This window comes from Mycobacterium sp. IS-1264, from assembly GCF_001954195.1.
Taxonomy (GTDB): domain Bacteria; phylum Actinomycetota; class Actinomycetes; order Mycobacteriales; family Mycobacteriaceae; genus Mycobacterium.
Genome location: NZ_MBES01000068.1, coordinates 39,061 through 58,540 on the forward strand (window position 1 = coordinate 39,061; position 19,480 = coordinate 58,540).

Annotated in this window: 15 protein-coding genes; 7 read left to right on the plus strand and 8 right to left on the minus strand. The window is 66.1% G+C overall.

All coding sequences use genetic code 11. From position 1 onward, the window contains the following. Positions 1–15 precede the first annotated feature (15 nt). Positions 16–246 carry an MbtH family protein gene (locus tag A5744_RS16700; protein WP_076062850.1) on the minus strand — a complete coding sequence of 77 codons (231 nt, stop codon included), beginning with the start codon at positions 244–246 and terminating at the stop codon, positions 16–18. A gap of 644 nt (positions 247–890) precedes the next feature. Here A5744_RS16700 and A5744_RS16705 point away from each other — a divergent pair. From A5744_RS16705 to A5744_RS16715, 3 genes are read left to right on the plus strand one after another with little or no spacing between them, the layout of a single operon-like run. Then, the gene (locus A5744_RS16705) at positions 891–1,310 is read left to right on the plus strand and encodes an MmpS family transport accessory protein (RefSeq protein WP_076063035.1); all 420 of its coding nucleotides are present in this window, start codon (positions 891–893) and stop codon (positions 1,308–1,310) included. After that, positions 1,307–4,192 (plus strand): RND family transporter, encoded by a 2,886-nt coding sequence (locus A5744_RS16710; RefSeq protein ID WP_076062852.1) that lies wholly within the window; start codon positions 1,307–1,309, stop codon positions 4,190–4,192. Before A5744_RS16705 ends, A5744_RS16710 begins: the two co-directional genes overlap by 4 nt. Positions 4,193–4,216: 24 nt before the next feature. Next, positions 4,217–7,135, plus strand: a complete 2,919-nt coding sequence (locus A5744_RS16715) for an RND family transporter (protein ID WP_076063037.1) — start codon at positions 4,217–4,219, stop codon at positions 7,133–7,135. A 14-nt stretch (positions 7,136–7,149) separates the two neighbouring features. Here the strand turns inward: A5744_RS16715 and A5744_RS16720 are convergent, their stop codons facing one another. From A5744_RS16720 to mutA, 4 genes are all read right to left on the minus strand, one after another. Next, positions 7,150–8,436 (minus strand): serine hydrolase domain-containing protein, encoded by a 1,287-nt coding sequence (locus tag A5744_RS16720; protein ID WP_076062855.1) that lies wholly within the window; start codon positions 8,434–8,436, stop codon positions 7,150–7,152. A 64-nt stretch (positions 8,437–8,500) separates the two neighbouring features. Continuing rightward, on the minus strand, positions 8,501–9,502 hold the full coding sequence (gene meaB / locus A5744_RS16725) for a methylmalonyl Co-A mutase-associated GTPase MeaB (protein WP_076062858.1): 1,002 nt from the start codon (positions 9,500–9,502) through the stop codon (positions 8,501–8,503). Continuing rightward, the gene (gene scpA, locus A5744_RS16730; RefSeq protein ID WP_076062859.1) at positions 9,503–11,773 is read right to left on the minus strand and encodes a methylmalonyl-CoA mutase; all 2,271 of its coding nucleotides are present in this window, start codon (positions 11,771–11,773) and stop codon (positions 9,503–9,505) included. A 5-nt stretch (positions 11,774–11,778) separates the two neighbouring features. Next, positions 11,779–13,677: a methylmalonyl-CoA mutase small subunit gene (gene mutA, locus A5744_RS16735; protein WP_076062861.1), complete on the minus strand. Its 1,899-nt coding sequence runs from the start codon at positions 13,675–13,677 to the stop codon at positions 11,779–11,781. A gap of 192 nt (positions 13,678–13,869) precedes the next feature. On the opposite strand from mutA, the gene A5744_RS16740 reads away from it, so the two are divergent. From A5744_RS16740 to A5744_RS16750, 3 genes are all read left to right on the plus strand, one after another. After that, positions 13,870–14,640 carry a TVP38/TMEM64 family protein gene (locus A5744_RS16740; RefSeq protein ID WP_076062864.1) on the plus strand — a complete coding sequence of 257 codons (771 nt, stop codon included), beginning with the start codon at positions 13,870–13,872 and terminating at the stop codon, positions 14,638–14,640. A gap of 156 nt (positions 14,641–14,796) precedes the next feature. After that, complete coding sequence (locus A5744_RS16745; RefSeq protein WP_346425766.1) at positions 14,797–15,579, plus strand: trypsin-like serine protease; 783 nt, start codon at positions 14,797–14,799, stop codon at positions 15,577–15,579. Beyond that, a complete protein-coding gene (locus A5744_RS16750) occupies positions 15,576–15,848 on the plus strand; it encodes a hypothetical protein (RefSeq protein ID WP_076062865.1) in 273 nt (90 codons plus the stop codon). The genes A5744_RS16745 and A5744_RS16750 overlap by 4 nt, the downstream gene beginning before the upstream one ends. Positions 15,849–15,853: 5 nt before the next feature. Here the strand turns inward: A5744_RS16750 and A5744_RS16755 are convergent, their stop codons facing one another. Continuing rightward, positions 15,854–17,251 carry an MFS transporter gene (locus A5744_RS16755; protein ID WP_076062867.1) on the minus strand — a complete coding sequence of 466 codons (1,398 nt, stop codon included), beginning with the start codon at positions 17,249–17,251 and terminating at the stop codon, positions 15,854–15,856. Between the two features lie 66 nt (positions 17,252–17,317). Between A5744_RS16755 and A5744_RS16760 the strand changes: the two genes are divergently transcribed. After that, positions 17,318–17,803, plus strand: coding sequence for a nitroreductase family deazaflavin-dependent oxidoreductase (locus A5744_RS16760; protein WP_076062870.1), 486 nt, complete (start codon positions 17,318–17,320; stop codon positions 17,801–17,803). Between the two features lie 35 nt (positions 17,804–17,838). Here A5744_RS16760 and A5744_RS16765 read toward each other — a convergent pair whose 3' ends face one another. Both A5744_RS16765 and A5744_RS16770 read right to left on the minus strand, forming a co-directional pair. Continuing rightward, positions 17,839–18,987, minus strand: coding sequence for an SPFH domain-containing protein (locus A5744_RS16765; protein ID WP_139329508.1), 1,149 nt, complete (start codon positions 18,985–18,987; stop codon positions 17,839–17,841). Between the two features lie 49 nt (positions 18,988–19,036). Next, positions 19,037–19,471, minus strand: a complete 435-nt coding sequence (locus A5744_RS16770) for an NfeD family protein (RefSeq protein WP_076062873.1) — start codon at positions 19,469–19,471, stop codon at positions 19,037–19,039. Between the last annotated feature and the right edge of the window lie 9 nt (positions 19,472–19,480).

Below are 19,480 nucleotides of genomic sequence, written 5' to 3' on the forward strand. Positions count from 1 at the left end.
ATCCTCCTGCGGCCCTTACTCGTCGGAAGCGCCGCCCGCGGCCAGCCTGTCGCGCAGGCTCTTCGGCCGGATATCGGGCCAGTTCTGCTCGATGTAGTCCAGACAGGCGGCGCGCTCGGCTTCGCCGTAGACCACCCGCCAGCCAGCTGGAACATCGGCGAAGGCCGGCCACAGGCTGTGCTGCTCCTCGTCGTTGACCAACACGAAAAAGCTGCCACTTTCGTCATCGAACGGATTGACGCTCACCGCGTGATTCCCCCGCCCCTCTAGTCGACATCGGTAAAGCCGTTCCAAACCATACCTCGCGGGCGAGGCGGCCGGTCCGGGGTTTCGGACAAGTTTCCGGCATGACTTCCCCTCGCCGACCTTGGTTGCTGTGACCTGCGGTCGAGCCAGTCAACGTCACCGATGCACGTGGCGTGATTTGCCAGAGATATGGAGGGTCGGTCGAGTGCTGTCGCGAATATGGCGTGCATTACGATCCAATATCGCGTTGAGAACGAGCCGAGATGGGGGCTTGCCCGCATGGTTTACTCGTCAGGATCGGGTTGCGCTTCCCGAGTTGCTGCACGTTTGAGGTAACCGCCGCACGGTTAGCCTGCGACGACAACCACATTCGATGTACGGTCAACGAGGTGTCGCGGCCGGTCTTGGGTGGCATGCTCGACGGCTGAGAGAGCGCCGAGCATGGAGACTGGTGGGAGGTTAATGCGGTGGTGGAACGCGGTGGCGTTGCGCAAGCGCGGTCCGATCTCGCTAACCCTGGTCCCCCAGACGTTAGTTACCCAACCGGCCGCTCAGCCGCTAACTGGGAAAGTGCTCACCGGCCTCCAGAGCTAAGTGGTTCTCACGGGAGTCGTCGCGATCGGGGGTTTTCGATTTTCAGTGTTATAAGGCGTCTGTGGGTTCCGCTGGTCATCCTCGTGGTCGTGCTTGCCGGAGGGTTCACTGTGTCGCGGCTGCACGGCATCTTCGGCAATGAAAAACGACTCTCCTATTCCGACACCCGAGTCGACAACGCCAAGCCTTTCAACCCCAAGCACCTCAGATACGAGATCTTCGGAGACCCGGGGACCGTGGCCGACATCAGCTACTTCGACGTCAACGGTGAACCCCAGCACCTCAAGGGAGCGCCGCTGCCGTGGACGCTGGAATTCGCGATCAGCTCGGCTACGGCCATCGGAAATGTCATGGCGCAGGGCGACAGTGACACCATCGGCTGCCGCATCCTGGTCGACGATGTGGTCAAAGCCGAGAAGACCACGCACGAAACGAACGCGTTCACCTTCTGCCTGCTGAAGGCCGCATGATTGACCAGGCCACGCGCAACGAGCCGGCCGCGCCGTCCCGCGCAGCGCGGCTGATCCACCGATTTTCGCTGCCCGTCATTCTCATTTGGGTGGGTATCGCCATCGTCCTCAGCGTCGCCGTCCCCTCCTTGGAGAAGGTCGAGAAAGAGCATTCGCTGTCGCTGAATCCCGCCGATGCGCCGTCGTTCCAGGCGATGAAGCGGATGGGCCAGGACTTCAAGGAAACCAATTCCGACAGCGTGGCAATGATCGTCTTGGAGGGCCAGCAGCCCCTCGGCGACGAAGCCCACAGCTACTACGATCGCCTGATTCGCCAGCTGCAGACCGACACGAAACACGTACAGCACATCCAGAATTTCTGGGGCGATCCACTCACGGCCGGCGCCGCCCAAAGCTCCGACGGCAAGGCCGCCTATGTGCAACTGGACCTCACCGGTAGCCCGGGTTCCACGCTGGCGAATGATTCGCTCCAAGTCGTCAAGGACGTCGTGGCACGGACGCCGGCGCCGCCCGGAATCAAGGCCTACGTCACGGGACCCGCGGCCATCGTCTCCGACATGGGCAGCAGCGGTAACCGAACGGTCGTCCTCATCACGGTGGTGAGCCTGGCGGTCATCTGCACCACGCTGCTCCTCGTCTACCGCTCGATCATCACCGTCGTCCTGCTGTTGGTGATGGTCGGGATAGAACTGCAGGTGGCGCGGGGAATTGTGGCGTTCCTCGGTGACCATGGGCTGATCGGTCTGACCACCTTCGCCGTCAACCTGCTGGTATCCATCGGAATCGCGGCGGGCACCGACTACGGCATCTTCTTCTTCGGCCGATATCAAGAGGCGCGCCAGGCCGGCCAGGACAAGGTATCCGCCTACTACACCACTTACCACGGGGTCGCCAAGATCGTCTTGGCCTCGGGCCTGACCATCGCCGGCGCGCTTTTCTGCCTCAAGTTCACCCGGCTGCCGCATTTCCAGGCGCTGGCCATTCCGTGTGCGCTCGGCGTGATCGTCGCGGTCGCCGTCGCCCTCACGCTCGTTCCCGCGGTAATTCACGTCGGGAGCCGGTTCGGGTTGCTCGACCCCAAGCGGAGGATCTCGGAACACCGCTGGCGGCGAATAGGCACAGCGATCGTTCGGTGGCCCGCGCCCATTCTGATCGCGACATTAGCGGTCGCACTGATCGGGCTGTTGACGTTGCCGGGATACAAGCCCAGCTATAACGACATGCACTACATGCCGCAAAATATCCCGGCGGCCCTGGGGCTCCAGGCAGCGCAGCGACATTTTCCTCAGTCACGAATGCTGTCGCCCGAGATCCTGATGGTCGAGGCCGATCACGACCTGCGAAACTCGGCAGATGCGTTGGTATTGAACAAACTAGCCAAGGGCGTCCTGGCCGTTCCTGGAATTTCCAGAGTGCAGGGCCTTACCCGACCCGAGGGCACCCCGATCGCGCACACGTCGATACCGTTTTTGCTCAGCATGCAAGGCGCCGCGCAGCAACAACTCTTGCCGTACCAGAAACAACGCATGAATGACTTGCTCACGCAGGCCGACGAGCTGACGAAAATGATCGACATCATGCAGCACATGTACGGCCTGATGCAACAACTCGTCGCCACCACTCATCACATGGTCGGTGAAACGCACGACATACAAGCCATCACCGACGAGCTGCGGGACCACGTTTCGGATTTCGAGGACTTCTGGCGTCCGATCCGCAGCTATTTCTACTGGGAAAAGCATTGCTACGACATTCCGATCTGCTTTTCGCTGCGATCCGTATTTGACACCCTCGACGGCATCGACTTGCTCAGCGACAAGCTGAAGGACCTGGTCGCGGATCTTGATCAGCTAGACGTGATCATGCCGCAAATCATCACGCAGTTCCCGCCGATGATCGAAACCATGCAAAGCATGCGGACCATGATGCTGACCATGCACAGCACCATGTCCGGGATGTTCACCGCGATGGACCAGTCGACCGACAACTCGACGGCCATGGGGAAGGCTTTCGACACCTCCAAGAACGACGATTCTTTCTACATCGCGCCCGAAACTTTCAAGAACGAAGACTTCAAACGAGTCATGAAGATTTTCCTGTCGCCAGACGGGAAGGCCGCCCGCATGCTCATTACGCAACGGGCCGATCCGGCGTCGCCCGAGGGCGTCGAACGGGTCGAGGCGATAAGGACCGCGGCCGAGGAGGCGCTCAAGGGAACTCCCCTGGAAGACGCCAAAATATATCTGACCGGCACCGCCGCGATGACGAAAGACATTGTGCTCGGCTCCAAGTACGACCTCATGATTGCGGGCGTCGCAGCCGTATGCCTCATTTTCATCATCATGCTGATCATGACGCGAAGCTTTATCGCCGCGCTGATCATCGTGGGCACGGTGTTGCTGTCGCTGGGCGCATCCTTCGGGCTGTCCGTGCTGGTCTGGCAGTACTTGATCGGTATACAGATCCATTGGCTCGTGCTGATCATGGCGGTGCTGATCCTTTTGGCGGTGGGGTCTGACTACAACCTGCTGTTGGTGGCCCGCATGAAAGAGGAATTGGGCGCCGGCATAAAGACCGGCATCATTCGCGCCATGGGGGGTACCGGCAAGGTCGTGACGAACGCCGGGTTGGTGTTCGCGTTCACCATGGCATCGATGATCGTCAGCGACCTGACCATCATCGGTCAGATCGGCACGACGATCGCCCTGGGTCTGCTGTTCGACACGCTGATCGTGCGCGCGTTCATGACGCCAGCCACCGCCGCGCTGCTGGGACGCTGGTTCTGGTGGCCTCAACGAGTACGCCCCCGCCCCGCCAGCGCACTGCTGCGTCCGGAAGGGTCGCGCCCGTTGGTGCGTGCCCTGCTGAGACAGCCGCGGTAAGTGGCGGACTACCCGGTTGAACCCATGAGCACCGAACGCCATCAGGTCCCGTTTCTAGCGCGGTCGATCCGCAGGCTTTCGATTCCCATCATCCTGTCCTGGGTCGGGCTGGTTCTCCTTGTGACCCTGGCGATTCCATCGCTCGAGCATGTCGGCGAGGAGCACTCGGTACCGCTGAGCCCTCAAGACGCGCCGTCGGTGCAGGCCATGAAGCGCATGGGCAAGGACTTCAAGGAATCCGATTCGGACAGCTTCGCGATGGTCGTGCTGGAGGGGCAAAAGCCGCTCGGTGAGGATGCGCACGCCTACTACGCCAAGTTGATTCGGGACCTACGGGCCGACACGAAGCATGTCGAGCACGTGCAGGACTTGTGGGGAGATCGGCTCACGGCGGCGGGCGCGCAGAGTGCGGATGCAAAGGCCGCCTACGCGCAGCTGAATCTCGCCGGCAACCAGGGCACAACCCTGGGACAGGAATCGGTGGCCGCGGTCCGCAACATCGTCGGGCGAACCGCTCCGCCGCCCGGTGTGGGGGTGTATGTGACGGGCCCTGGGGCGCTCGTCACGGACATGCAGCACAGCGGCAATAAATCCATTCTGAAAATCACCGCGATAACCATCGCGATGATCTTTGCGATGCTGTTCCTCGTCTACCGCTCGATCATCACGGTGGTCCTGTTGCTGGTGATGGTCGGGGTCGAACTTGGGGCGGCCCGGGGAATCGTCGCATTTCTGGGCCATTACGATTTTCTTTCGCTCTCGACGTTCGCGATCAACCTGCTGGTGTCCCTCGGGATTGCCGTCGGAACCGACTACGGCATCTTCTTTTTCGGCCGATATCACGAAGCACGGCAGGCCGGCGAGGATCCGGAGACGGCCTACTACACGACCTACCGCGGGGTCGCTCCCGTCGTGCTGGCCTCCGGTTTGACGATCGCCGGGGCGGTCCTGTGCCTGAGCTTTACCCGCATGCCCATCTTCCAGACCATCGGCGTCCCCTGCGCGGTGGGCATGGTCGTGGCGGTCGCGGTCGCGCTCACTCTCGTCCCGGCGGTTCTGACGGTCGGCAGCGGGTTCGGGCTGTTCGACCCCAAGCGCAGGATCGGGTTCGGTCGATGGCGCCGGGTCGGCACGGCGATCGTCCGATGGCCGGGCCCGATTCTCATCGCGACGCTCGCGGTCGCGCTGGTCGGTCTGGTGACCCTGCCGGGCTACAAGACGAGTTACAACGACCGGCTCTACATACCCAAGGACATTCCGGCGAATATTGGGTATGCGGCCGCGGACCGTCATTTTTCGCAGTCCCGGATGATGCCCGAAATTCTGATGGTCGAATCGAACCACGACATGCGCAACCCGGCGGATTTCCTGGTGTTGCACAAGCTCGCCAAGGCGATTTTCCATGTTCCGGGCATTTCTCGGGTGCAGGCCATCACCAGGCCCGAGGGAACACCGATCGAACACACCTCGATCCCGTTCCTGCTGAGCATGCAAAACGCGAGCCAGCTGCAAAACATGCATTACATGCAGTTGCGCACCGATGACATGCTCAAGCAGGCCGACCTGATAACGCAGCAAATCGCGACGATGAAGCACTTGTACGAGTTGCAGTCGCAGCTCACCGAGATCACGCACCACTCGATCGTCGAGACGAGAGAAATGACCCTGGTCGTGCACGAGCTGCGGGACCATGCGGCGGATTTCGAGGATTTCTGGAGACCGATCCGAAGCTACTTCTACTGGGAAAAGCACTGCTACGACATCCCGATCTGCTGGTCGCTGCGGTCGATATTCGACACGCTCGACGGTATCGACGAGATCAGCGACAAAACCGACGACCTCGTGAAGGACCTCGACCAGCTGGACGCGCTGCTGCCGCAGCTGCTGGAGCAGTTCCCGCCGCTCATCGCATTCGCGGAGGACGCGCGGAAGATGATCCTGACGATGCACAGCACCATGGCCGGCTCCCTCACCGGGTTGGACGAATCGAGCGACAACGCCACCGCCATGGGCCAGGCGTTCGACGCGTCGAAGAACGACGACACCTTCTATCTGCCTCCGGAGGTTTTCCAGAACGCGGACTTCCAGCGCGCGATGACGTCCTTCCTGTCTCCGGACGGGAAAGCGGCTCGCTTCATCATTTCGCACAAGGGCGATCCGGCCACGCCGGAGGGCATTGCGCGCATCGATCAGATCAGGACGGCCGCGCAGGAGGCGCTCAAGACCACTCCCCTGGAGGACTCCAAGATCTATATCGCCGGCACCGCATCGACCTTCAAGGACTTCCACGACGGTGCCAAATACGACCTCTATATCGCCGGGATCGGCGCGCTCTGCCTGATTTTCATCATCATGCTCATCATCACCCGAAGTTTTATCGCCGCACTGGTCATCGTGGGCACGGTCGCGGTTTCGCTGGGGGCATCGTTCGGGCTTTCGGTCCTGATCTGGCAGTACATCCTGGGCTTCAAATTGCACTGGATGGTGCTGCCGATGTCGGTGATCGTCCTGCTCGCGGTCGGGTCCGACTACAACCTGCTGCTGGTATCCCGCATGAAAGAGGAAATACTCGGCGGCATCAATACGGGCATCGTCCGCGCGATGGGCGGCACCGGCAAGGTCGTGACCAACGCCGGCCTGGTGTTCGCCTTCACGATGGCCTCGATGGCGGTCAGCGATCTACGGATCATCGGGCAGGTCGGTACGACCATCGGCCTGGGCTTGATGTTCGACACCCTGGTGGTGCGGTCGTTCATGACACCGTCGATCGCCGCGCTGCTCGGGCGGTGGTTCTGGTGGCCGCAGCGAGTGCGCCCGCGCCCGGCCAGCCAAATGCTTAGGTCTCTCCCGCCGCGCCCGGTGGTGCGGACACTGCTTGGGCCTGGGCCGAAGTTCCACGGCGACGACGCCGACACGACGCCGTTCCGCAGGCCGTCCTTCTAATCGGCCCCGCCGGGTCAGCCGGCGACGGGCTCCGGCTCACCGAACGGGGAACCGAACTCGGTCACCGGCCGGAAGCCGTTTCTGCGTGCCAGCGCGACGCCGCGCCGGATCAGATTCCCGAGCGTGGCCAGTCCGCTGTGGTCCAGCACCAGGAAAGGTGACAGCAGCCGGTTGTGCACGAAGGAGAACGCCACCCCGCTCTGCGGGTCAGCCCACCCCAGCGAGCCGCCCATCCCGACGTGGCCGAATCCGGGCATCACATTCCCGAACGGCACGCTGTGGTAGCCGAGGTGAAATGACAACGGCACCAGAATGTTTCGGTCGCGCCGCAGGCTCCGGCGGCCGGTCAGCCCGGCGACCAACTCGCGGGAGAGGAAGCGGGTGCCGTCGATCTCGCCGCCGTTGGCGATCGCACCGTACATCCGAGCCAGGCCGCGGGCCGTGGCCACCCCGTTGGCGGCCGGCATCTCGGCGTCCAGTAGCGGAATCTCGCCCTTCACGGCGGCCGTGAGGCCGTCGAAGTACATCGAGCGGAATCCCCCGGACAGCCGCGAGCCGAGCTTGACCACCGCGTAGTTGAGAGCCGGAATGCCGGGCATGTTCTGCGGCGTGATGATCTCGGCGACCCGCGTCGGCGCCTCGGCGGGCGGCCGGCCCAGGTGCAGGCCGTCGGTGTCCAATGGCTGGGCGAGTTCCTCGCGGATCAGCGCGCGCATGCCCTTCCCGGTCACCGCTCGCGCCAGCCCCGACATCAGCCATCCGTAGGTCAGCGCGTGGTATGCCGGTTTGCCAAGAAAGCGTCCCGGGGCCGCGGCCGCCAGCCGTTCCTCCATCACGAGGTGATCCAGCAAGTCTTCTCGGGTGGCCCCGCGCAACCCGGACAGCCCGGCCCGGTGCCTCATCACGTCGCGAACCGTCAGGAACGACTTGCCGTTGGCGCCGAACTCCGGCCAGTACTCGGCGACCGGGGCGTCGTAGTCGATCAGGCCGCGATCGACGAGCCGGTGGATGACGGTGGACGCCATGCCCTTGGTCGCGGAGAAGACCATCGGTGCGGTATCGGCCTGCCACGGCTGCCGGCCGCGCCGGTCCGACCAGCCTGTCCACACGTCGACGACGGGCTGGCCGTCGAGATAGACCGCCAGCGCCCCGCCGCCGAATCGGCGTCCGGGGAAGGTGCTCGCGAAGCCGCGTACGACGCAAGAAAAGTTTGGGTCCGCCGTGCCGGACACACGATGCCCTGCGCCGTGGGAATCGTGAGAAGGGACCGCACGGAGATCGACCCGGGACTGCACTGTCACAGTGTCAAATTTACTTGGATTTCATACTTTACGTACGGCATATCGCGACTTAGTTGCCTTTCCGTTAGCCGGACGCGACGTCAAGAATGCGTTGGGCGGCCATGGCCGGCGTCAACTCCCCCGCCTTGACCTGACGCTCGACCTCGGCGCGGACCTTGCGCACCGCGGGGTTGGACAGCACCCGGTCGAGCACCGTGTCGCGGACCATCTGCCAGGTCCAGTCGACTTGCTGGTCTCGGCGACGGGCTTCGAACTCACCGGCGTCGGCGAGCACCTGGCGATGACGCTCGACCGTGTCCCACATTTCCGTCAGGCCCGCGCCCTGCATCGCGCTCATGGTGAGAACCGGTGGGCGCCACAGCGTTTCACGCGGATAGATGAGTCTGATGGCCGCGGCCAGCTCCCGGGCGGCGAGGCGCGCGTCGGCCAGGTGCTCGCCGTCGGCCTTGTTCACCACCACGAGGTCGGCCAGCTCGAGTACGCCCTTCTTGATGCCCTGCAGTTGATCGCCGGCGCGCGCCAGGGTCAGCAAGACAAACGTGTCGACCATGTTCGCGACCGCCACCTCAGACTGCCCAACGCCGACGGTTTCAATCAGGATCACGTCGAATCCGGCGGCTTCCAGCAGCACGACGGTCTCCCGGGTGGCCTTTGCCACCCCGCCCAGCGTGCCCGAGGTCGGCGACGGCCGGATGTAGGCGTCGGCGTGCTGAGCCAGCCGCGCCATCCGGGTCTTATCGCCCAGGATCGATCCCCCGGTGCGGGTCGACGAGGGGTCCACCGCCAGCACCGCCACCCGATGGCCCTGGTCGATCAGATGCATGCCCAGCGACTCGATGGTGGTGGACTTGCCCACCCCCGGTACCCCGGTGATGCCGACCCGGTGGGCGTTTCCGGAGTGCGGCAACAACGTCAGCAACAGTTGCTGCGCCTGGTCGCGGTGATCGGGACGGGTGGATTCCAGCAGGGTGATGGCCCGAGGCAACGCGGCGCGATCGCCACTACGGACGGCGGCCGCCAACCCCTCGACGGTGTCGTCGGCGTTGTTGTCCGGGTCGGGTGCCATCTAGGTGAGCGTGTACCCCAACCGCTCGGCGAGCTTGTTCAGCAAGCCGATCGCCGCCTCGGAGATCACCGTTCCCGGCGGGAAGATGGCGGCGGCTCCGGCGGCGTACAGCTCGTCGAAGTCACCCGGCGGAATGACGCCACCGACCACGATCATGATGTCGGGCCGGCCCACCTCGGCCAGCGCGTCGCGCAGCGCCGGCACCAACGTCGAATGCCCGGCGGCCAGCGACGACACCCCGATCACATGCACGTCGTTGTCGGCGGCCTGGCGGGCCACCTCTTCGGGGGTGGAGAACAGCGATCCGACGTCCACGTCGAACCCGATGTCAGCGAACGCCGTCGCGATCACCTTCTGGCCGCGGTCGTGGCCGTCCTGTCCCATCTTGGCCACCAGGATTCGGGGCCGGCGTCCGTCGGCCTCGGCGAACTTCTCGACGAGCTCGGTCGCCTTGGAAAGCGGGGTGATGCTGTCACCTCCTCCGGCTCCGCCGGCCTCGTCGCGGTAGACCCCGGCGATCGTACGGATCTCCGCCTGGTGGCGCCCGTAGACGCGCTCCAGCGCGTCGGAGATCTCGCCCACGGTGGCCTTGGCCCGGGCCGCGTCGATGGCCAGTGCCAGCAGATTATTGCCCAGGCCGTCGTCACCGGCGCGACCGTGGGCCGCGGCGGCGCGGGACAGCTCGGCCAAGGCGGCCTCGACCTCCTGCGCATCCCGGCTCGCCCGTAGGTCTTTCAGCTTGGCCAGCTGCTCGGCCCGAACCCGGCTGTTCTCGACCTTGAGGACCTCGATGTCCTGGTCCTCGTCGACCTGGTACTTGTTGACCCCGACCACCGGCTGAATGCCCGAGTCGATGCGGGCCTGGGTGCGCGCGGCGGCCTCCTCGATACGCAATTTGGGGATGCCGTCGCTGATCGCCTGGGCCATGCCGCCGTGCTCGGCCACCTCGGCGATGTGCGCGCGGGCCCGCTGCGCGAGCTGATGGGTCAGCCACTCCACGTAATACGAACCGCCCCACGGGTCGATCGGCCGTGTGGTGCCCGACTCCTGCTGCAGCACCAGCTGGGTGTTGCGGGCGATGCGGGCCGAGAAGTCGGTGGGCAATGCGAGGGCCTCGTCCAGGGCGTTGGTGTGCAGCGACTGGGTGTGGCCCTGGGTGGCGGCCATCGCCTCGATGCAGGTGCGGGCGACGTTGTTGAAGGCGTCCTGGGCGGTCAGCGACCAGCCCGAGGTCTGCGAATGTGTGCGCAGCGACAGCGATTTCGGGTCGTTCGCGCCGAATCCGGCGACCAGCTCGCTCCACAGCAGCCGACCGGCGCGCAGCTTGGCGACCTCCATGAAGAAGTTCATCCCGATGCCCCAGAAGAAGGACAGCCGGGGAGCGAACTTGTCGATGTCGAGCCCGGCGTCCAGGCCCGCCTTGATGTAGTCCACGCCGTCGGCCAGGGTGTAGGCCAGCTCCAAATCCGCTGTGGCTCCGGCTTCTTGGATGTGGTAGCCGGAGATCGAGATCGAGTTGAACTTCGGCATCTTGGCGCTGGTGTAGGCGAAGATGTCGGAGATGATGCGCATCGACGGCTTCGGCGGATAGATGTAGGTGTTGCGCACCATGAACTCTTTGAGGATGTCGTTCTGGATGGTGCCGGCCAGTTTCTCCGGCGGCACCCCCTGCTCCTCGGCGGCCACCACGTACAGCGCCAGGATCGGCAGCACCGCACCGTTCATCGTCATCGACACCGATACCGTCGACAGGTCGATGCCGTCGAACAGCTGCCGCATGTCGAGGATGGAATCGATTGCCACCCCGGCCATTCCGACGTCACCCTGGACGCGGGGGTGGTCGGAGTCGTAACCCCGGTGGGTGGCCAGGTCGAAGGCCACCGAGAGCCCCTTCTGGCCGGCGGCGAGGTTGCGGCGGTAGAACGCGTTGGAATCCGCGGCGGTGGAGAATCCGGCGTACTGGCGGATCGTCCAGGGCTGGTTCACGTACATCGTCGGATACGGGCCCCGCACGAAGGGTGGCTCGCCTGGGAAACTGTTCAGGGGGTAGCCCTCGGCGGCCGCCGCGGCCCGGTCGGCGGCGATGTAGACCGGTTTGACCTCAATGCCTTCCGGCGTATGCCAGTCCAGCTGGTCGGGTGTGCACCCCTGCGCCGACGCGGTCGCGGCGACGTGGGATTCCACCGCGTCCTCGGTGGGCGGCCGCACATCGCGGTCGCCGTGCAGCGGGATGTCGGAGAAGCTGCCGATCGCAGCGGTGCTCGTGGTCATTGCGGCTAGGCTCCCAATCGGGTGAGCAGATTCGAAAGGGCTTCGACCGCATCGATTTTCGCGGTCAGGAACTCATCGGGCCGGCGCCCGCTGTCGTCGAGCTCCGCCACTGCTTTCTCGGGTCCCGCGAGGTAAACCCGTGACACGCCGGCGTTTCGGGCCGCCTCGACAACCCCGGCCGCCTCTTCGCGGTAACGCTTGTCGGTGCCGCAGAGCACCGCCACGCCGGGCGACCCGGCGTCGGCAACGGCGGCGGCGACACCGGCGGCGTCGACCGTGCCCGGGTTGACGGCCTCGATGCCACCCGAGGCCAACAGGTTTGACGCAAACGTGGCCCGGACGTTGTGCTCGGCCAGGGGCCCCAGCGGCAGCAACAATGCCCGCGGCCGCGCCCCGGTGCGGGCAAGATAGCCGTCCGAGCGGTCGCGCAGCGCCTCAAAAGCGGCGGCGTAGCGCTGAACGTTGCCGGCCGCACGCAGCGCGACCGACGAATCGCCTTGCGGCTCACCTTGTTTCAGGGGCGGTTCCGCGAGGTTGGGGAATTCGTTGACCCCGGTGATCGCGGTGCGGCGGTGCGCGATGTCGTCGGCGCGTCGCGCGGCGATATCGGCGATCTGGTCGGCGACATAGCCGCGGGCCTTCATGTCTGGGCCGAATCCGCCGCGCGCCTCGATGGCCTGGAAGTGCTCCCAGGCCTGCCGGGCCAACTGCTCGGTGAGGTCTTCGACGAACCACGAGCCGCCGGCCGGGTCGAGCACCCGCCCGACGTGTGACTCCTCCAGGAGCAGCAGCTGGGTGTTGCGTGCGATCCGGCGCGAAAAGCTCGCCGCCGTACCGGGAAAGCCCCCCGGGATCGCCACGTCGAACGGGAAGACCAGCACCGTGTCGGCGCCGCCGACCCCGGCCCCGAAGGCGGCCAGCGTGCAGCGCAGCATGTTCACCCACGGGTCACGCTGCGTCATCATCGGCAGTGACGTCTCCGCGTGCACCACCGTCGCGCCGGCGTCGGGACTGCCGACGACCTCGGCGACCCGCGCCCACAGCTGGCGGAAGGCCCGCATCTTGGCGAGCGTCATGAACTGGTCGTCGTCGGCGGCCAGCCGGAAGCTGATCTGCCCCAGCGCCTCCTCGACCGGCATGCCGGATTCGGTGAGCACCCGAAGGTAGGCCACGCCGGCCGCGACGCTGCCGGCGAGCTCCCACGTCGCGTTGGCGCCGAGATTGTGGAACGCCGGCCCGTCGACGGTGATCGCGCGCACCCCCGGCTCGCGGGCCGCTCGCGAGGCGACGGCGACGACCTCCGCGATCGCGGGCGCGCGACGGTCACTCAGCGCCGCGGTCAGCGGGTCGGCCCCCAGGTCGATCGACAGGGTGGCCCGGTTCTCGGGTTCCAGGGCGGCGATCATGGCCAGGACGACGTCGCTGGCCGCCGAGAGGTCGGCCCCCGCGTCGAGGATCACCGGGGCCAGGTTCAGGTACACGCCCGCGAGCACGCCCTCGAGCTGGTTCGCCGCCAGGCCCGACTCCCCCACCCGGATCAGCAGCGCGCTGACGCCGTCGTTGAGCGCGGCCAGCACCGCCGCGTTCGCCTCGCTGGCGGCGGTCCCGGCGGCGGGAAAGACCTCGGTGACCTTCCAGCCGGACGTGACGTCGCGCAAGGCGTCCGCGCCACGCACGTAGGGCCACTCACCCGGCAGCGGCGGCTCGGGCAACTCGTCGAACGCGGTGTAAAGGGGCCGAATGGCAAACCCGTCGTAGGTCGCGGCATCCAGCAGGTGCTCGGGCTGGTCGCCCAACTCGCTCGGGTCGCGCCGGGTGCTCTTGGACAGCACGCCGGCAACCGCGCCGCGCCAGCGCCCGCGAACCTGTTCCAGCTCCGCGAGCTCGGGTACATCAATGGACACCGACTGCTCCTGTTTTCGCAGCAATTGGCAACATTGCTTCGGTTTGCCTGAAGAAACGCCACTTACTAATGAGGCTAATTGATTGCCCCCGCCGCGAAAAAACGGTGCGGCGCGGCGATCCGGGCTTGCCGGGGGCGAAACGCCAGCCACGGGAAACGAGTTATTCACCTCGGCCCCGTAACCTTAGGACGCGTGACGGCCCCCGCCACCGGCAAAATCACCGATACGCTGCGAGATCTCGGCTGCGCGATCGGCGCCACCGCCCGCCAGCTGTCCCGGCCGCGGGTGGTGGCGACAGTGGTCGGTATCACAGCGCTGGCCGCCGCGGCCACCTGGCTTCCGCTGCCGTCGCCGGTGCAGATGCGTGATTGGGCGGAATCGGTGGGCCCGTGGTTCCCGTTGGCGTTCCTGCTCGCGCACATCGTGGCCACCGTCGTGCCGGTCCCCCGAACGGCCTTCACCCTGGCGGCCGGGCTGCTGTTCGGCCCGGTGCTGGGGGTGCTGATCGCGGTGGTCGCCAGCACCTGCAGCGCGGTGATCGCGCTGTATCTGGTGCGCGCGGCCGGCTGGCGGCTGAACCGCCTGGTGCGCCACCGTTCGATCGACACGGTGGACGAACGGCTGCGGCAGCGGGGCTGGCTGGCCGTCCTGTCATTGCGGTTGATTCCGGCCGTGCCGTTTTCGGCAATCAACTACGCTGCCGGCGCGTCCGCCGTGCGGGCGCTGCCCTACACGCTGGCCACGCTGGGCGGCCTGCTGCCCGGTACCACCGCCGTGGTGATCCTCGGCGACGCGCTCGCCGGGCACCCGAGCTCGTTGCTGTACCTGGTTTCGGTATGCACGGGCGCTTTGGGGCTGACCGGGCTGGTCATCGAGATACGTCACTTTCGCCAACACCACCGCCGCACCGCGCGGCGCGCACCGCACGACGAGCCCGCCGCCGAGCCGGCCGCGGTCAGCTGACCGGCCGGCGCTATTGAACGTGCCGCACGTTGCCTGAAAGATCTACTGGATGGTGAGGGTTTGCGCGCGCGAGCTCGCGAGCCGGGGGGCCGTGGTGTCGTGACGGTCGCAGCCCTGCCCGTCCTACTCAACCGGATCAAGCCGCGGCGCCCCAGAATGCATACCTCGCTGCTGACGCTGGCCATCGTGTTCAGCTCCGCCGCACTGGTGGCAGCCGTGTGCCTGCTGCCCAGGACCGACGACCCAGGACAAGCGCCCCCGTCGCCGCCCCTATCACCCATCGCCTTGCCCGCGGCCAGTGCGATCGGCCCCGGTGTGGGCATCTACGTCGAGTATGCCGACGGTTCGGGCGGAATGGGTTGCACCGCAGGGTTTTTGGTGCGCACCGGAGCAGGTCAGACCGGCGTTCTCACCGCCGGTCACTGCAACAGGCCCGGCCAACCCAGCAAGGTGGTGTTGAATCTCGCGGGCATCCTCCCCTACACGACGTTTGGCGTGTTCGCGCGGACGGTCAGCGAGGGAGTTCGCAGCGAAGAACACGACATCGGGCTGATCATGCTCGACGGCGACGTCGTGCCGCAGGCCTCGGCCATCGCCGGTTCGCTGCCCGTTTCCGGCGTCGCGCGCGAACTGCAATTCGGCCAGCAGGTGTGCAAGTTCGGCATGAGCACCGGCGAAGCCATCTGTGGACAGGTCCTGGATGTCACCGACAGCAAGGTCACGTTTGCGGCGCCCGGCCAATGCGGCGATTCGGGCGGCCCCGTCTATCTCATGCAAAGCGACGGCACCGCCACCGCGGTGGGCATCGACATCCGCGGTTTCAATCCCGCCAAACCCGACGCCGGGTGCTCGGCTCCGGCCAAATTTTCCGTCGCCGAGCTGGTCCAGCCCTGGCTGGACAAGTGGAACCTCACCGCGGTGACAAAAGGAGCGAGATGACCGCCGAGAACTCGAATAACCCCCCGCCACGGCGGTTTTCCTCCGCGGCGGTAATCGGCGCCGGGCTGGTCGGATTGGTGATCGGTGCGATCGCCGTCTTCGCGGTGACCGGCTTGGTCTGGACGGTCCGGGTGCAGCTGCCTCCGCCGCCCTATCCGCCGCCGCTGTCGTCGAGCGGGCCCGGTTGCGTGTATCCGGCTCCCTCGGTGTCGAGCACCGCGCCGGCGGTGGTCCCTGCGACGCCCGTGCCGCCGCTCCCGCACGCGTAACGCCGCTATTCCGGCCGCGGCGATCCGACGAGGTCGCGAAACTCGTCGGGATCGACCGAGGGCCCGGAGCCCAGCAGCGGCTTGCCGGCCACCTCCGGGGTGAAGATCAGGGTGACGGCGCCGACGAGACCCGCGAACATGAGCATGTACGCGGGCATCATCGGGTTTCCGGTCCCCGTGACGAGTGTCTGGGCCAGCAGCGGGGTGGTGCCGCCGAAGGCAGATACCGCGATGTTGAATCCGATCGAAACCGCGCCGTAGCGCACATGGGTGGGAAACAACGCGGGCAGGATCGCCGGCTCGAGGCTGCTCAGGAACAGCATGGGCAGGCCGACGAGTGCGACGCCGGCGAACTTCGCCGGATAGTCCCCGCCGAACCGCATCAGCGTGAACGCCGGTAACGAAACCGCGATGAGCAAGCCACATCCCGTCCACATCAGCGGTTTGACACCGATGCGGTCCGACAGCATCGCGACGAGCAGCACGCCGATCGTCAGGACGGCCAGCACCACCAGGACCATCACTAGGGCCGCGGTATCCCCGACGCCGGCGGTCTTCTTGAGGTAGGTCGGCACGTATCCGCTGACCATGTAGCTGGTGTCGGTGACCGCGAGCTCCACGCCAAGGCAGATGAGCAGCCCTTTCCACTGCCGCACGACGGTCAGCACGAATTGGGTGCGAACGGAGATGGGCAACGCGACCTTGTGCACCTTCTCGTATCCGGGCGACTCGTCGATCCGCGAGCGCAGGTATACCGCGATCAGGCCGAGCGGTGCCGCCAGGAGAAACGGTATGCGCCAGCCCCAGGCCAGCATGTCGGCGCTCGGCAGCGCGGTCTGCAGCCCGGTGACCAGCGTGGCGCCCACGACGAAGCCGGCGAGCGTGCCCACCGGCAGGAATCCGGCCAGCATCCCCCGTTTGTGATCCGGGGCGTGTTCGGCGATGAACGTCATGGCGCCCGCGTACTCGCCGCCCGACGACAGCCCCTGACCGATGCGAATAACCGTGAGCAGGATGGGTGCCCAGACCCCGATCGTGTGGAATCCGGGCAGTACACCGGTGGCGGCCCCGCACACGGCCATCAGCGAGATCGTCATCACCAGGACCGGCTTGCGCCCGATGCGATCGCCGAGCGGGCCGAAGATGAACCCGCCGAGGGGCCGAACGACGAATCCCGCCGTCATCGTCCCGAAGGTGGCGATCAAGTTGCCCGCGCCGGAGTTTTCCCCGGGATAGAACGTCTCGGCGAGGAGCGTGGCAACCAGGCTGAAGAGGGTGAAGTCGTACGCCTCCATGAAGTTGCCGATCGCCGTGCCCTGGATCGACCGATGCGTCGCGCGCCTATCGGCGACGCGAACGTCGTTCCGCGTCCAGGTCGGGCGGCGACCCGCTTTCCGGTTCATCGAGGGTGTCCATACCCGAAACTCGCGGCGCCTACGCCGTCGGCCCGGCGCTGGAAGGATGGAAACATGCCCGAAACGCACTCCCTATCCCTGTTCGCCCGCACCGGCGCCCGGCTGCTGCGATCGCGGCGGCTCGTGCGCGCGCCGGTCTGGATGTATCGGGCCCGCGCGGGCGGGTTGTTCGGCTCGCGCATCCTGATGCTCGAACACATCGGCCGCAAGTCCGGCGCGCCGCGCTACGCCGTGTTGGAGGTGGTCGATCACCCGTCCGCCGACGTCTACGTCGTCGCCTCCGGATTCGGCCGAAAAGCGCAGTGGTTCAGCAACATTCAGGCCAACCCGCGGGTCCGGGTATACGTCGGCAGCCATGCGCCGCGGCGCGCCACCGCGCGGGTCCTCGACCAAGCCGAGACCGACCGGGTGCTGGCCGCCTACCGCGGCAGGCATCCGCGTTCGTGGGAGCGATTCCGGCCCGTGCTCGAAGACACGCTCGGGGAACGGATCACCGACACCGACACGCCGCTGCCGATGGTCGAGTTGCGTCTGGATTAGGCCTTCGGCGAAGCCAAAGCGCCCGTCCGGCAATCCTATTGAGTCAACTCCGGCGGTGCCGTGCCCGGTTGGCCGTCCACCGGCTGGCGGGCTATCGCCTCGGCCTTGGCGACCGCCTGAGCGATCGCCGGGTCGGTGTCGGTCGAGAACCAGTCGGCGACGTCGGCGTCGTCGTCGGACGCATGCTTGGGCGTGTCGTCGACCGGCGACGGCTCGAACCGGAACACCCCGTCCTGACCCGGCGTGCCCAGCAGCCTGGTGAACCCCTGCAACGCCGCGCTGAAATCGCTGGGCACCACCCACACTTTGTTGGCCTCACCGCGCGCCATCTCCGGCAGCGTCTGCAGGTACTGATAGGCCAGCATCTCCGGGGTCGGCCTGCCGGCCTTGATCGCGGCGAACGTCTTCTCGATGGCCTTGGCCTGCCCCTGCGCCTGCAGGTACGCCGCGGCGCGCTCGCCCTGGGCGCGCAACATCCGGGACTGCCGTTCGGCCTCGGCGGCCAGAATCGCGGCCTGCTTGGCGCCTTCGGCCGCCAGGATCTGGGCCTGCTTGGCGCCCTCCGCTTCCTTGATCGACGACTCGCGCATGCCCTCGGCGGTCAGGATCATCGCCCGCTTCTCCCGGTCGGCCTTCATCTGCTTTTCCATCGAGGCCTGAATCGACGGCGGCGGGTCGATGCTGCGCAGTTCGACCCGGGCTACCCGCAGGCCCCAGCGGCCGGTCGCCTCGTCGAGTACGCCGCGCAGCTGGGCGTTGATCTGGTCACGGGAGGTCAGCGTCTGCTCCAGGGTCATGCCACCGACGACGTTGCGCAGCGTGGTCGTGGTGAGCTGTTCGACGCCGACGATGTAGTTGCTGATCTCATAGACCGCCGCCTGCGGGACGGTGACCTGGAAGTAGACCACGGTGTCGATGTTCAATGTCAGGTTGTCCTCGGTGATCACCGGCTGCGGCGGGAACGACACCACCCGCTCGCGCAGGTCCACGCGCGCCCGGACGCGGTCGATGAACGGCACCAGCAACGTCAGCTGTCCGCTGACGGTGCGGCTGTACCGACCCAGCCGTTCGATCACCGCGGCTTCGGCCTGCGGTATCAACGCCACCGACTTGGCCACCACGATGATCGCGAAGATCACCAGGACGGCCAGCAACACCAAACCAGCTACCGCACCACCTTGCACCGGAGTTCCTTTCTCTCGCAGCGTTTCTCGCAGCGTCTATGTCGACTTGCTACACGTTCCGGAAAACCACAGCCGTAGCGCCGTCGATGTGCGTGACGGTCACCGACTCGCCCGGTTCGTACACATCGCCGTCGTTGAGCGGGCGAGCCGTCCAAACCTGGCCGTCAAGTTTCACCCGGCCCGCATCGCGGGCAATCCGATCGAGCACCAGCGCACTCTTGCCCTCCAGCGCCTTGATGCCCGTCGGCAGGGTCTCCGGGGGTGTCAGCCGCCGCCGCAGCGCCGGCCGCACCAGCGCCAGCAGCAGCACGGACACGATCAAGAACACGGCCCCGTCGACCCAGAGCGGCGCATCCGTCAGCCAGCTGGTTCCCGACGCGGCCAGCGCACCGCCGCCGAGCATCAGCAAGAACATATGGCCGCTGAGCGCCTCCGCGCCGGCCAGCACCAGCGCGAATATTAGCCAGATCACAGCGACCGCCATGCGGCCAGA

Bases quoted from the DNA above. Each gene is read 5' to 3' on its own strand.
- scpA (WP_076062859.1), bottom strand. From the start codon at position 11,773: ATGACCACGAGCACCGCTGCGATCGGCAGCTTCTCCGACATCCCGCTG.
- A5744_RS16755 (WP_076062867.1), bottom strand. From the start codon at position 17,251: ATGAACCGGAAAGCGGGTCGCCGCCCGACCTGGACGCGGAACGACGTT.
- A5744_RS16715 (WP_076063037.1), top strand. From the start codon at position 4,217: ATGAGCACCGAACGCCATCAGGTCCCGTTTCTAGCGCGGTCGATCCGC.
- A5744_RS16710 (WP_076062852.1), top strand. From the start codon at position 1,307: ATGATTGACCAGGCCACGCGCAACGAGCCGGCCGCGCCGTCCCGCGCA.
- A5744_RS16745 (WP_346425766.1), top strand. From the start codon at position 14,797: ATGCATACCTCGCTGCTGACGCTGGCCATCGTGTTCAGCTCCGCCGCA.
- A5744_RS16770 (WP_076062873.1), bottom strand. From the start codon at position 19,471: ATGGCGGTCGCTGTGATCTGGCTAATATTCGCGCTGGTGCTGGCCGGC.
- A5744_RS16750 (WP_076062865.1), top strand. From the start codon at position 15,576: ATGACCGCCGAGAACTCGAATAACCCCCCGCCACGGCGGTTTTCCTCC.
- meaB (WP_076062858.1), bottom strand. From the start codon at position 9,502: ATGGCACCCGACCCGGACAACAACGCCGACGACACCGTCGAGGGGTTG.
- A5744_RS16760 (WP_076062870.1), top strand. From the start codon at position 17,318: ATGCCCGAAACGCACTCCCTATCCCTGTTCGCCCGCACCGGCGCCCGG.